Genomic DNA, 14,169 nt, shown 5'->3' on the forward strand with positions numbered 1-14,169 from the left:
GTGGTGCTGCCATCGGTGGCAGTTCATCGGGAGATGATGGCGATGCGGACGCTGACGCAGATGCTGATGCCGACGCAGATGCTGATGCGGATGCGGACGCGGATGCTGACGCAGATGCCGATGCAGATGCTGATGCTGACGCTGATGCGGATGCTGACGCAGATGCTGATGCAGATGCCGACGCTGATGCGGATGCAGATGCCGACGCGGATGCAGATGCTGACGCTGATGCGGATGCAGATGCTGACGCTGATGCGGATGCTGACGCTGATGCAGATGCCGATGCCGATGCTGATGCTGATGCTGACGCTGACGCTGACGCAGATGCCGACGCGGATGCTGATGCTGACGCGGATGCAGATGCAGATGCCGATGCGGATGCGGACGCTGACGCTGACGCAGATGCTGATGCCGACGCTGACGCTGACGCGGATGCAGATGCAGATGCAGATGCTGACGCTGATGCCGACGCGGATGCAGATGCAGATGCAGATGCAGATGCAGATGCTGACGCTGATGCCGACGCGGATGCAGATGCTGACGCTGATGCCGATGCCGATGCCGACGCAGATGCTGACGCCGACGCAGATGCAGATGCAGATGCAGATGCTGATGCGGACGCCGATGCAGATGCAGATGCAGATGCTGATGCGGACGCCGATGCAGATCTCGAGCCGACGGACGATGTGGCATCTGCCCAGGTGAATATTCTGCCGACCGTTACCGAGGGCGTACCGCATGGCAGCGAGACTTATCTGGCTGTCGTCAGTCTTGCGGGGATCGATCTGCAGCTATTTGCCGATACCGTAGAGTTTGAAGTGGAAAGTGGTCACACGCAGAACCTAGCTTTCGATTTCAACGGCATTCTCGGGGCAGGTGTCCTCAGCGATTACAATCTCGTCGTGCAGAAGTGGGATGCGACGACACAACAGTGGACCAGTATTGATGGTCAAACGAGCGCCACGATTCTGTCCCTTGATCTTTTCGGCGGAGCGAGCGGTACCGTACAAGGACTCGATGCGGGAGAATATCGGGCCTTCATGGGCTATGATGGCCTGCTTGGCGCCGGCGTGGGTGGTACCCTGACAGTGACGGCTACCGATTACGATTTCACGGAGGCCGGAGGGTACGAAGCTGTCGAAGTGAGTGGAAACGTCATCGATAATGATGACGTGCCAACGGGCACTACCGTGCAGAGCGTTGATGCTCAGTCCGTTGATCCCGGAGGGACCGTTATCCAGGGCGACTTTGGAGAATTATCGATCCTCCCCGATGGTACCTTCACCTATACGCCCCTCGCGAATGGTGCAGGAATAGGTCAGGTCGACCAGTTCGAGTACACGCTCGTAGATGCCAGCGGTAACACAGGCACCGCAACGCTGAACGTGCAGATCGGCAGTGATAGCGTCACCATGACATGGAATGGCACTGATCCGGGGCTTCCGGCAGTGTTTGAGTTTGCAGCGACAGGCGATAGTGCTGAGGCATCCGTCGTATGGGACAACGTGACGGACACCGATTTCTTCACGGCTAGCGGTTCGACATTGCTCTCGGGCAGCCTCGGACAAACGAGCACATATGACAGCGCGACCTTCGTCATCACCGACAGCATGGTGATTTCAGGTAGTGTCACAGTGTCGGTGCTGCTTGCGGCCCTATCCAGTGGGGCTGTCTCGCTTCAAAGGGAGACTGCCCCTGGCACGTGGGAAACGGTCGCCACCGATACCTTCAATGTTCTTGTAGGTGGACTTGGTGTCGTGGCATCGATTGATCTTTCCGAGGTCGATTTTACGGCGGGCAACTATCGTATCCACTCAACACTGACCGGTTCGCTAGTTAATGTCTCCGCCACGATCGCCACCGACATTGACGTCACCTACACGGATCAGTTTGAATTCGAGAATGGGGTCGGCGACAGTGGCAATCTGCTCGCCAATGACGAAACGGGCTCCACATTTACGGCGTTCGAGATCTTTGATGGCACGAGTTACGTGAAGGTCACCGGTGCGATGACCATCGAGGGCGAATTTGGCACCCTCACTGTCGATGCCGACGGAAATTACAGTTATGCGCCGGCGTCTGATTTGGCGCATTTCGCCGAAGCGCAAACGGACACATTTGAATATCAGCTTGTCCATCCGTCTGGTGCTATTGAGCAGTCGTCTCTGGTTGTTAACGTGGAGCCATCAGGCGCGGGTGTTCCCGATCAGGCAATGATGTTCGCGGCAGATGATTTCATCGGTCTGAACACCATTGACGCGACCGTCGGCGATGATGCTCTTCCGTCGGATGCGCAGCCTGACAGTCAGGATAATCTTTCCGAACTTGTCGAAGACAGCGCCGAGGATTTGACTGTTTCCCTCGACGGGCTGACGTCGCTGTCCGAGCCGGTCGATGCTGATGCCGACCATACGATCACAGGGGAAACTCTCGACACGATGGTTGCCGTAGACACGTCGGACGTCCCACTCGATCCGTTTGGACACCTCGTAACTGAAGATGAATGGAATACCACTGCTTCGAATGTAGTTTGAAATTTAGGAACGGCCTGTGCGCCTTAGATGGCCGTGTGCCGCTACAGAGGAATATAAATGCCTCTTTCCGACATGACGAATGAACATCCAGATGCCGACGTGACCGGTATCGATATGGAAGGTTGGAGCGAAGCCTTTCAATTTGTAGCGCGTCACTATGGCGTGCCGTTTTCTGCCGGCGGGCTTCAACAGCTCGCCGGTACACTGCACATCGCCAATGCGGAAGACGGGCTTGCGCGTATGGCCGGCAAGTTGGGGCTGAGGATCAAAAAGACTGCGCCCTCGCCACATCTTCTAACGAGTTGGCGCCTCCCGCTGATCCTCCAACTGGCCGACGGTGCGGTGGGTGTCGTTACGGCGATTTCTTCCGACCGGAATACCTCTGTGGTTGTCAGCGGCGAGGGTGGTGGTGCAGCCACGCTCCCGGTTGATGCGCTTTTGTCGCAGACCGATTTCGTGGTCGTGGCCCGGCCGCAACGTGGAACGGCGGATGAACGCGTTGACGACTACATTGCTCCGTATCGCGAACACTGGTTCCGCGTCATAGCCTTGCGCGACATCGGCTCCTACGGACATGTCATGCTGGCTTCGCTGGTTGCCAATCTTCTGGCGCTGGCGGGCGTTATGTTTTCCATGCAGGTCTACGACAGGGTCGTACCCTCAAAATCGTTCAACACGCTTTATGTGCTCTTCGTTGGAGTGCTGCTCGCAGCGCTTTTCGATTTCATCATGCGACGCTTGCGCACTCGCATCATCGATATTGTGGGCAAGCGTACAGATATGCGCGTTTCCGATCTCGTTTTTGGCCATGCGTTACGCGTAAAGAACCAGGCACGCCCAACATCCACGGGCACTTTCATCGCACAATTGCGAGATCTTGAGCAGGTTCGCGAACTGCTGACGTCCACCAGCGTGGCTGCCGTTGCCGATCTTCCGTTTTTCCTCCTGTTTCTTTTTATTTTCTGGCTGATCGGCGGGCCACTTGTGGCCATTCCTGTAGCAGCGTTGCTGTTGCTGCTGTTGCCCGGCCTCCTGCTCCAAGGCAGGTTGCGTGCGGCCGCAAACGAGGCCATGCGGGAATCATCGCTGCGCAACGCCATGCTTGTCGAGGCGGTGCAGGGGATCGAGGATATTAAATCCCTGCAGGCAGAAGATCATTTCCAGCAGCGATGGAACCATTACAACGCCGTGTCGGCTGATGGCCAATTGCGGTTGCGCGCCATCACTAATGGTCTTTCCGCCTGGAGCCACACTGTCCAGACCGGCACTTTTGCAGCCGTCGTCTTTGTCGGTGCGCCAATCGTTATGGAAGGAGACATGACTACCGGCTCACTTGTCGCCTGCTCCATCCTCGGTTCACGTATGATGGCACCGATGGCGCAGCTCACGCAGATCCTTGGTAGATTTCAACAGGCGCGCGTCGGTCTTAACAGTATCGATGCGATCCTGCGCATGCCTTCGGACCATCCGGAAACCGAAACGCGGGTCAGCGCGCCTACGCTTCGAGGCGCTTACCGATTGAAGGCAGCGGCGTTCCACTACGGAAATGGGGCGGGCAAACCCGCGCTTGCTGTCGCCGATCTGGCAGTATCTCCAGGTGAAAAGATCGCAATATTAGGAAAGAACGGTGCGGGAAAATCTACCCTGCTGATGGCCATGGCCGGCATGGTGGAGCCCGCTGCCGGAGAAGTCATGCTTGACGATCTCGCCTTGTCACAGATCGATCCTGCAGATGTGCGTCGCAATGTCGGACTACTGACCCAGGATTCGCGGCTATTCCACGGCACGATCCGTGAGAATGTCACCCTTGGCGCATTGCATGCTCCAGAAACGGTGTTGCTCGACGCGCTCGCGATGACCGGTGCTGATGAGTTCGTGCGTAAGCTTCCACGTGGCCTTGATCATCCCATTCTTGAAGGGGGGCGGGGTCTCTCTGGTGGACAAAAACAAGCCTTGCTATTGGCACGGCTTCTCATTCGAGATCCCTCCGTTGTTCTCCTGGATGAGCCGACCGCTGCGATGGATGAGGCCACCGAACGCCAGTTCATTGCCCGTTTCAGGGTATGGAACGAAGAAAAAACAGTCGTTGTTGCCACGCATCGAATGCGTGTTCTGGAACTGGTCGACCGTATTCTGGTTGTCGAAAGCGGTCACGTACTGCTCGACGGTGGCAAAGAGGAGATCCTCAACACGTTGCGGGGTGTGAACAAGGTCGTACCCCCAAATATCGCAAGAGGGAAAGCGACCGGCGTAAACAAAGGCGCCAGCGTGGCGGGATTCCCATTCAAGACAATCGGGGAGATATGAATGGCGACAGTCGGCAATCGCGAGTTCTCCGGGCAGACAGGGTGGGTGTTTGGCGACGACGATGGACGAAATCTGTCCCGATCGACACGTGTCGTGCAGGTCTTCGTCGTCCTCTTGGCTGTCCTGCTGATATGGGCTTATTTCGCCACGCTCGATGAAGTTTCCAGTGGGGATGGCCGTGTTGTGCCGACCAGCCGAGAGCAGGTCATTCAGTCTCTTGAAGGCGGTATTCTTGCGACGCTGCATGTCCGTGAAGACCAGGTTGTCGAGCCGGGACAGATCCTTGCTCAACTTGATCCCACCAGAAGTGCATCTGACGTGGAAGAAAGTGCAGCCAAATATCGGGCCGCGCTTGCCGCTTCTGCACGGCTCGAAGCAGAGGTCAATAGCACATCACTTGCCTTTCCGCCGGCACTCGATGCCTATCCCGCGCTCATCACCGCCGAGACAGAGCTTTACACGGCGCGAAAGCGCGCTCTGGAGGAGTCCTTGCACTGGGTTGAGGAATCCCTTGGCCTTGTCCGCAGCGAGTTGACACTTAACGAAGAGCTCCGGGCTGTTGGCGCTGCGAGCAACGTGGAGGTTATTCGCCTGCGCAGACAGATCGTGGAAATGGAACTCAAGAAGGTTGAGATCAAATCGGAATATGTGGTGCAGGCCCGTGAAGAATTGACCAAAATGAACGCGGAGGTCAATTCGCTTTCGCCTGTCGTAACTGGTCGCACAGACAGCCTTTCACGACTCACCCATCGTTCTCCGGTGCGCGGTATCGTCAAGAACATCGAAGTTTCGACCATCGGTGGTGTGGTGCCGCCAAACGGCAAGCTCATGGATATCATTCCGCTGGGTGATGAGCTTCTCATCGAAGCGCGGATCTCCCCTCGCGATATCGCCTACATACATCCTGGACAGCGCGCGAGCGTCAAAATCAGTGCTTATGACTACGCTGTTTACGGTAGTCTCGAAGGGCAGGTGACGACCATCTCACCCGATACCATTCAGGATGAGGTCGACCGGGAGATTTATTATTACCGCGTTTTTATCAAGACGGAGAAGGACGCGCTGATCAATGCGGCCGGCCGGGAGTTTCCAATCGTACCGGGCATGGTCGCAACGGTTGACATCCACACAGGCGAAAAGACCGTGCTGGAATATCTTATCAAGCCCTTCAACAAGGCTCGGGAGGCGTTACGTGAACGTTGAAACCGCTGCGAGATCTGTAATCGAGCCGCAGGACGTGAAAGAAAAACTCGCTCGCATCAGAACGTTCCTGCGGTGTGGCATTCAGCCTTTGGAAACGCCGCTTCCAGCCGTAACTTTGTTCTTTTCGGTATCGGATGGCGAAAGACGTGCGCGTGTCATCAACGCATCCGGTCCTTCATTCGAATCTGCGTGGCAAAAGGGAATAACCTCACTGCTTGCCACGATGAAGACCGAGGGCATCAAAGGAGATTGGCTTCGGGTGGACTGGATAGATGTTGCCGAGGCAACGAGTTGGAAGCGCTTGCGAGCTCTACTTGGCAAGGTCAAACGCAACTATTTCCGTTTCGGACTGGCTCTCGATCCAGATTTCCGCTTCGCGTTCACCGAACAGGAATTGAATGCCAATGCAATGCTTTATGGCGGCAACAGCGTCAGTCATGCCGTGGTGAACGAAAACAACTTCAGGCTTTACGCTGCGGCCCGTTTTCAGGACCTGTCACCGCCGGCGTTTAAAGATGAGGAAACGATTTATCTTCTGCAGACAAAGGGCGTGTTCTGCGACAAGGCAGGCCGATTGCATCGGCTCGACGGAAAGGGCCTTGAGACAGGCAGACGGACGGTTGAACGACTTGATAACGGCGTGATCCTGTCCCTGGTGCAGGATTCCTCCGCTTATCTTGCCCGCCAGGTCAACCATGATGGCAGTTTCGTCTACGGTTATCACGCTTGCTTCGACAGGCGCATCCATGCCTACAATGCGTTACGCCATGCCAGTACGACCTATGCGATGATTGAAGCGTGGGAGGTGACGGGTTCTCCTTTCCTCAAAGAGGCTATTGAGCGCGCGCTCAAATACCTGGCTGAAACGCTCATTAAGTCCGCTGTCCTTCCCGATGGACAGGAGGCTGCCTTTGTCGTGGAGGCTGACAACGAGATCAAGTTGGGCGGGAACGCCGTAGCGATACTGGCGTTCGTTCAATACATGAAGGCAACCGGTGGCAACCAATGGCGCTGCCTGACCGACAAACTTGCTCATGGCATCCGACACATGCAGAACTGCAAAACCGGGTCTTTCGTGCATGTCCTCAATTATCCGGATCTCGCTATCAAGCAAAAATACCGGACCATCTATTATGAGGGCGAGGCAGCGTTCGGGCTCATGCGCCTTTACGCTCTCACGCTCGATCCGGGGTGGCTCGCGACCGTTGAGAAAGCCTTTGAGTACTTCATTGCCCAGGACCATTGGAAACACCACGACCATTGGCTTGGCTATTGCGTCAATGAACTGACCCGCCATAGACCGGAAGAACGTTATTTCCGCTTCGCTATTCGCAATATTGCCGGCTATCTCGACTTTGTCGAAAACCGGATTACGACGTTTCCCACCTTGCTTGAGCTGATGATGGCGGCGCGTCAAACGCTGTCGCGGATAGCAGCCGAACCTCAACTGAACCACCTCCTCGAGGACATCGATCTTGCACATTTCGAGCGGGCGCTTGAAAAACGTGTGCAGCATTTGCTGAACGGCCATTTCTGGCCGGAAATGGCCATGTACTGCCGAAAACCCGACCGCATAGCCGGATCATTTTTCATTCGGCACCATGCTTTCCGTGTGCGTATCGATGATGTCGAACATTATCTTTCCGGTTTTGTCGCCTATCTCACCTACCTCGGGGAGCAGGCGTCGTTTCGCGAGCTTGTTTGTCAACGCGCTGTTCGGACAAAGCCCGAAGTCTTTCACCAGGAGCGGCAATGGACGGCGGCGCATGTTGAGGCTGCGACCGGCGGTCGTTGGATTCGTCGACCGCCGGCGGACTGGACTCCAAACGGGCTCTGCACCTATGCACCAGCCATGCAGCCGGGTGCGCTTGTGGTTGTACGCAGTCAAAGGGGCGATGCCGGTGTTCCCGTAAATACCGTGAGGGGGATGCGGACGGCGGCAGGCCTCATCACGACAGATGCGACCCTTGCGCAAGCGCATCCGGCGCCGGTGCTGCAGGTCGATGACGGCATGCGCGCCGTCCTTGCTCTGGGGAATTATGCGCGGAGTCAGATGAGTGGCACCGTGCTAGGTGTGACGGGAAGTGCCGGCAAGAGCACCGTTGTTAGCATGCTCGCCCATGCTCTTTCTTCGTGGGGGCGCGTGGGCAAAAGCCACCACAATGCAAACCTACCAACCGGTGTTGCCTGGAACCTCGCCTCGATCCCGTGGGATACGCCCCATGTCGTGCTTGAATTGGCAGTGGGTAAAATGGGGGTCAGCGCACGGATGGCGCGTCCAAAGGTTGCCGTCTTTACCAATATCCTTCCGGCCCACCTCGACGAGTCCAGTACGATTTCGGATATCGCAAAAACGAAAAGCGCAATCTTCCTCGGTATGGCTCCGGGCGACAAGGCAGTGCTCAATCGCGATATGCTGGAATGGGAAATTGTTCATAATGCAGCCCGCAGCCGTGGGCTCGACATTGTCACCTACGGCACGTCGGATGGCTGTGCTTTCCAACTAACACGATACGATGCGGGGAGCGGAGATGCCTGCGCCCACATAGAGGGGGGAGACGTTACCTATAGCGTTGGCGCGGCTGGCCGGCACATGGCACTCAACGGCCTTGCTGTTCTTGCTGCCATTTCGGCGCTCGGTTACCCCCTTGAGGCAGCTATTGCAAAGCTCAAGAGCTTCTCGGCGCTTCCTGGGCGTGGCGAGGAAACATCTTTGTCGCTCGATGGCCGGCGACTGATAATGATCGATGACGCATACAACGCCAATCCCGGCTCAATGCGCGCCGCCCTCGAACGCTTGAACGACCACGAAGGGGGTGGGCGAAAGATTGCAGTCCTCGGCGAGATGGCGGAGCTAGGGCCTGGGGCTTCCGGCTACCACACCGAACTCGCTACCGTGTTGAAAGAGACTTCAATCGACCGGGTCTATGTTATCGGTCATCTGTACGAAGATTTCTGGCGTGCGCTTCCCGTCTCTTTACGTGGCAAAAAAGTGGGCTCGTGCGACGCCCTAAAGGGCGTTCTTCGTAAAGAGCTGGAGGATATGGACGTTGTACTCTTCAAAGGTTCGAACAGCGCCGGAGTGCATGAAATGGTCGATTGGCTGAAGACGAATGCCGATGGCAGTTTCGCCGCATGATCTTATTTGAACTGTTCGAGATCCATCTCGTGGACGGCACGGCGAACTTCGGCGGTCGATTGTCCCTTCGAGATTAATGCGGCTGCGAGGCGGCCGTGGTAGGCTAGGATATGACGCTGTGGATCAGTCGCATGAGCATAGATGTGGTGCGGCTCGAACCCCGCTGTACGCAAGCGCCTGACGTAGAATAGCTGACTGAAGAATGGCACGACACGATCTTCGGGATCAGAGAGGACATAAATATCCGGGCGGTCGGCGGTCGAAACGTTGGAAATCTCGTCCACGGGATCATAGAAGGCTGCGGCATTGTAGAGAAGTTTGCCGGGAAGGCGACGCCGCCGTTCCCAGAATTTGGATACCTGTTTCACCGAGACCAGTCCGGACGTGATGACAGCCGCAGAAACATCGGTGCGCTGGTTCAAAAGCCCCGCTACAATCTGACCACCGGCTGAATGTCCAGTCAAAATGAAGGACGATACATCGTGCTTCTGTTTGATCCTGTCGAGTGCCTGGCTCATCAGGGAAAGCTCGCGCCGGTGCCGGCGGTTGTTGTGGTCGCCAGAAGAACCATATATTCCGGGCCGTGCTAGGAAAATTACGGGATGCCCCGCCTTTTTTGACCATTCCGCCATTTCGGCTGCAATTGTTGCGGGCGATTGCCGGATGTAGGAGCCGGTGATGAAGCGCACACCTTTTGAGTTGCGCAACATTACATCGCCGCCGAAATAGACCAGAACCTTGCGGTTTTCACCATCCGCCAATCCGTGAGGATAATATCTGATGCAGTCGCCTTTGCCCTCGACTTCAATCCACAGCCCATAGGGAATGTCGGCACAGGCTTGGGAAGAAGAGAAGGAGCCGTTGAGGGCCTCTCTGGCGTCGAAGGCGGTCTCATTTTGGAAAATAGTCAGTGCGCGTGATCTGGGCAGTTCGAAGGGGCCGAGCCGCGGCGCTTCGGCCAGCGCCAACTGTGACGCTCCGGGAATGGCGAGCGCCAGTAACAACCATCGCACCATCCACCACGCAAGCCTTGGTTCTTCCTTGCTCAATGCCTTGCTCCGCCCGCAATCTTTTTGCTTTGCTAACCGATGACATTTGATTTGAGTTCCGTCTGAAATCAAAAGGTAGCCGGTCACGCAACAAGACCCAAGCGGAAGTTTTCAGTGCTCTATCAGGCATAAAAACTTACCCTTGTGAATTTGGTGCTCCCTATCAAAAACTCTCTCTTACAACGCATATCTCCCTCAAAACGCGCGGATTTGGGCGTTTCGCCGTGACAATGAGACATGCGGCTCGGAAGCGCCGAGCTACCGGTGCGGAAAAAAGAGGTCAGGGATTGACACGATAATGAAACCGGTTACATTCGTTGATGTAAACGGTTTCATTATCGATTTCCGTTGCTTGGAGGAGCAAATTTCATGTTTAGACATTTGATGGCTGCTGCCGCGATGGTGCTGGCAGCGGGCACGTCCGCGCACGCGCAGGAACAGAGCTTCAAGATCGGTCTTTCCAATTCGTTCGTCGGAAGCGAATGGCGCACGCAGATGATCGAGGAAGCTCAGGCTGCCGCGAAGGCGTGGGGTGAAAAGGGCGTCAAGGTCGAAGTGGTTGTTCAGAGCGGCAATGTCGACGTTCAGGGCCAGATCGGACACATCCGCAATTTCATGAACCAGGGCGTTGATGCAATCCTGATCAACCCGGGTAGCCCAACTGCTTTTGATCCGGTCTTTGCCCAGGCGAAGGCTCGCAATATCCTCGTGATCGCCACTGACGCAGAGGTTTCCTCGAAAGATGCGATCTATGTCGGTATCGACCAGAAGGCCTGGGCAGCTCAGTCGGCCCAGTGGCTTGCGGATACGCTGAAGGGCAAGGGAAGCGTTGTTGCCATCAACGGCATCGCTGGCAACCCTGCAAACGAAGCGCGTGTCGCCGGTTATCGCGAAGTTTTCAAAAAGTACCCTGACATCAAGGTCCTGAACGAAGCCAATGCGAGCTGGGATCAGGCACAGGGCCAGCAGGCCATGCAGAACCTTCTTGCGACTTATCCCGACATTAGCGGTGTATGGGTGCAGGACGGCATGGCTGATGGCGCTTGGCGCGCCATCGAATCTGCAGGCAAGGCGAAGGACATTGCTGCCACCGGCGAAATCCGCAAGGACTTCATGACCCGTTGGGAAGCGGAAAAGTTCAATTCCGGTGCATCGGTCAACCCTCCCGGCGTCATGGCCAGTGCGCTCAACGTTGCGGTGTTGAAGCTTCAGGGCAAGGAGTTCAAGGACGGCATCTTTGGCGGCACCTACGGGAACGCCATCTACATTCCGATCCCGTTCGTGAACAACGAGAACCTTGCGGACAACATCAAGGCCGCTGAAGGCAAACCGGGCTACTGGTCCGTCACGGCAACAGTGACGCCGGAACAGGCTGGCGAGTTCTTCAAGTAAGACCGCCTTCGGGCTGGCGCTAGCAGCCAGCCCGAATTTTGGAATCTCGATTGCGGGCAGCGCGTTGTTTCGACGTCCGCCAATGACAAGAACAATTCGGAGACATGCGATGGCGAACGCTTTGGAAGCGGCCGGCATAACGAAGAATTTTGGCGCCGTGCGTGCGCTTTCTGCCGGTAAACTGACGGTCGGCCGCGGTGAAATCCATGCGCTTCTGGGCGCGAACGGTTGCGGTAAAAGTACGCTTTGCAAGATCGTTGCAGGTGCAGTGGTGCCTACCAGCGGTACAATTCGCTTCAATGGCGACGAGGTGCGCTTCAAGAGCCCCCGCGACGCAGAAAATGCCGGGATCGCCCTGTTTTACCAGGAGCTGAGCCTCATTCCGCAGCTTTCCGTCGCCGACAATATTTTCCTTGGACGCGAGCCGAAGCGCGGTGTTTTCGTCGATCGCAAGGCGCTGAAAGAAGAAACGGACAAACTGATCTCGCTTTTCGACGGTGTCGCTGGAGATGGGCTGGAGCCGGATGCGATCGTTGGTAATCTACCACCTGATCAGCGTCAGCTTGTCGAAATCCTCAAGGTCTTCGCCCAGAATGCCAGCCTCATGATCATGGACGAGGCAACAGCGGCACTCGATGGCCGTCAGTCACAGCGTTTCTTCGAAATTCTCAAGGCCAAGAAGGCCGAGGGTGTCTCCACCATCATGATATCCCATCGTCTCGATGAGGTGTTTGCTGTCTGCGACCGTATCACTGTGATGCGAAACGGTGCGACCATCTCCGAGCTCGATACGTCGACCACTACGCGTGAAGCCGTTGTGCATGACATGGTTGGTGATGTTCGTGCCGCGCCGGCTCGTCAGCATGGGCGCCTCGATGCAAAGGCCAGTTTGAAGGTCGACAATGCAGCCGGTGAGGGCGTCCGTGGTGTGACGCTCGAGGCGTTTGCGGGTGAAATCCTTGGTTTGGCAGGTTTGCAAGGACAGGGACAGTCTGCGCTGCTGAAAGGTCTGTTCGGCGCCAATCCCTTCGCTTCCGGAGATATCCAGTTCGAAGGGCAGGCCATTGCGATCGGCAAACCTACGCAGGCGGTTCACAATGGCTTTGCTTATGTTTCTGGCGATCGCGGGCGCGATGCGTCTTTGCAGGGACGGTCAATCTTCGAAAATCTCGTTGCCGCTCTAATGGTGCGCGAGAAAATGAAACTGATACGGCCGGCAACTTTGAAGCCGCAGGTGCAAAAAGTCGCCGACGATATGAAAACGAAGTTTGCCGGAATGGACATGCCAATCGGCACGCTTTCCGGCGGCAATCAGCAGAAAATCTTCATTTCGCGCTGGCTCGCAACATCGCCGAAACTTCTGCTGCTCGATGACCCGACGAAAGGGATCGACCTCGGCGCAAAAGCCGATCTGTTTGCGCTGATGCGACAGCAGGCCGATGCAGGTGCGACCATTCTTTTCTACTCCTCGGAAGACGCTGAGATTCTTGAATATGCCGACCGCATTCTGGTGTTCAACGGCGGGCGTATTTCTGCAGAACTGACCGGAGCTGAAATGACATCTGTCAACATGACCCGCGCCGCCTATGGAGACGCCGCATGATTTCCCCCGGCCTTCTGCGCAAGCAACCCTGGATCATCACTCTCGTCGTTCTCGTCCTCCTTGTTGCCGTGAACACGGTTTTGCAGCCGTCCTTCGTTCAGCCTGCCGTACTGCAATCCAACCTGACGACATTTCTCCCCCTGATCCTGGTTGCCATTGGACAAACCTACGTGATCCTGGCGGGAGACATCGATTTGTCGGTCGGCAGCATCGTGGCGCTCGCCAATGTCGTCACCGTCAGCGTCATTGCCGCGCTAGGTGGCTCTGGAGGTGCTGTCATCGCTGGTATGGCAGCGGGTGTTGCCGTCGGTCTGCTCTGCGGTCTGGTCAACGGTCTCTTCATTTCCGGCTTGCGTTTCCAGCCAATCGTGACGACCTTCGCAACTGGTATCATCTTTGCCGGCTTGGCAATCTGGGTTTTGCCGCAGGCCGGGCTTCCCGTCCCGGAAGCCTATTGGCAGACCTATTCGGGCAACTTCATTGGCTTACCCTTCGTCTTGTGGGTTCTGATTGCCGGGATCGCCTTTACCCTGATCGTGTCGCGCATTCCGTTTCATACCCATTTGTTAGCGGTCGGCGGTAATCGTACCGGCGCCTTCCAAACAGGCTTGCGTCTCTCCGGTATTCGCATCGGTGCATACATGATCTCCGGTTTGTTTTCGGCACTGGCGGCACTGTGTCTTACGGGCGAAACCGCATCGGGTGACCCTCTGCTCGGTGCGAGCCTTGCGTTGTCGTCCATATCGGCGGTGGTGCTTGGGGGGACGGCGCTCTCCGGTGGGTTCGGCAGCTCGACGGGATCGATCGCCGGGGCACTCGTCCTTGGCATGATCGGGAATGTGATTTTCTTTGCGGGCTTGCCATTCGAGTACCAGACACTGGTGCAGGGCTTGATAGTGCTGACGGCGCTTGCCGGCGGCGTACTGGTGACGAGGCGTTGAT

The 14,169-nt window shown here is 56.5% G+C and carries 9 protein-coding genes; 8 read left to right on the forward strand and 1 reads right to left on the reverse strand.

Annotation, left to right across the window (positions count from 1 at the left end):
- Positions 1 to 42 precede the first annotated feature (42 nt).
- From ACIQT8_RS21360 to murF, 5 genes are read left to right on the forward strand one after another with little or no spacing between them, the layout of a single operon-like run.
- Complete coding sequence (locus ACIQT8_RS21360; protein ID WP_400969697.1) at positions 43 to 705, forward strand: hypothetical protein; 663 nt, start codon at positions 43 to 45, stop codon at positions 703 to 705.
- On the forward strand, positions 687 to 2,534 hold the full coding sequence (locus ACIQT8_RS21365) for a BapA/Bap/LapF family large adhesin (RefSeq protein WP_400969685.1): 1,848 nt from the start codon (positions 687 to 689) through the stop codon (positions 2,532 to 2,534). Before ACIQT8_RS21360 ends, ACIQT8_RS21365 begins: the two co-directional genes overlap by 19 nt.
- A gap of 57 nt (positions 2,535 to 2,591) precedes the next feature.
- Positions 2,592 to 4,841 (forward strand): type I secretion system permease/ATPase, encoded by a 2,250-nt coding sequence (locus ACIQT8_RS21370; RefSeq protein WP_400969406.1) that lies wholly within the window; start codon positions 2,592 to 2,594, stop codon positions 4,839 to 4,841.
- Positions 4,842 to 6,044: an HlyD family efflux transporter periplasmic adaptor subunit gene (locus ACIQT8_RS21375; protein WP_400969409.1), complete on the forward strand. Its 1,203-nt coding sequence runs from the start codon at positions 4,842 to 4,844 to the stop codon at positions 6,042 to 6,044. It begins immediately after the preceding gene.
- Positions 6,034 to 9,183: a UDP-N-acetylmuramoyl-tripeptide--D-alanyl-D-alanine ligase gene (gene murF, locus ACIQT8_RS21380; RefSeq protein ID WP_400969412.1), complete on the forward strand. Its 3,150-nt coding sequence runs from the start codon at positions 6,034 to 6,036 to the stop codon at positions 9,181 to 9,183. Before ACIQT8_RS21375 ends, murF begins: the two co-directional genes overlap by 11 nt.
- A 2-nt stretch (positions 9,184 to 9,185) precedes the next feature.
- On the opposite strand, the gene ACIQT8_RS21385 is transcribed toward murF, so the two are convergent.
- Complete coding sequence (locus ACIQT8_RS21385) at positions 9,186 to 10,319, reverse strand: alpha/beta hydrolase family protein (protein ID WP_400969415.1); 1,134 nt, start codon at positions 10,317 to 10,319, stop codon at positions 9,186 to 9,188.
- A 282-nt stretch (positions 10,320 to 10,601) separates the two neighbouring features.
- On the opposite strand from ACIQT8_RS21385, the gene ACIQT8_RS21390 reads away from it, so the two are divergent.
- The 3 genes from ACIQT8_RS21390 to ACIQT8_RS21400 all read left to right on the forward strand — a co-directional run bounded on the left by ACIQT8_RS21390 (position 10,602) and on the right by ACIQT8_RS21400 (position 14,168).
- Positions 10,602 to 11,624: a substrate-binding domain-containing protein gene (locus ACIQT8_RS21390; protein ID WP_400969418.1), complete on the forward strand. Its 1,023-nt coding sequence runs from the start codon at positions 10,602 to 10,604 to the stop codon at positions 11,622 to 11,624.
- Between the two features lie 109 nt (positions 11,625 to 11,733).
- On the forward strand, positions 11,734 to 13,227 hold the full coding sequence (locus ACIQT8_RS21395) for a sugar ABC transporter ATP-binding protein (RefSeq protein WP_400969421.1): 1,494 nt from the start codon (positions 11,734 to 11,736) through the stop codon (positions 13,225 to 13,227).
- A complete protein-coding gene (locus tag ACIQT8_RS21400) occupies positions 13,224 to 14,168 on the forward strand; it encodes an ABC transporter permease (RefSeq protein ID WP_400969424.1) in 945 nt (314 codons plus the stop codon). The genes ACIQT8_RS21395 and ACIQT8_RS21400 overlap by 4 nt, the downstream gene beginning before the upstream one ends.
- The last annotated feature ends 1 nt before the right edge of the window (position 14,169 follow it).

The sequence above is a fragment of the Agrobacterium sp. NPDC090273 genome, from assembly GCF_044772305.1.
GTDB lineage: Bacteria > Pseudomonadota > Alphaproteobacteria > Rhizobiales > Rhizobiaceae > Agrobacterium.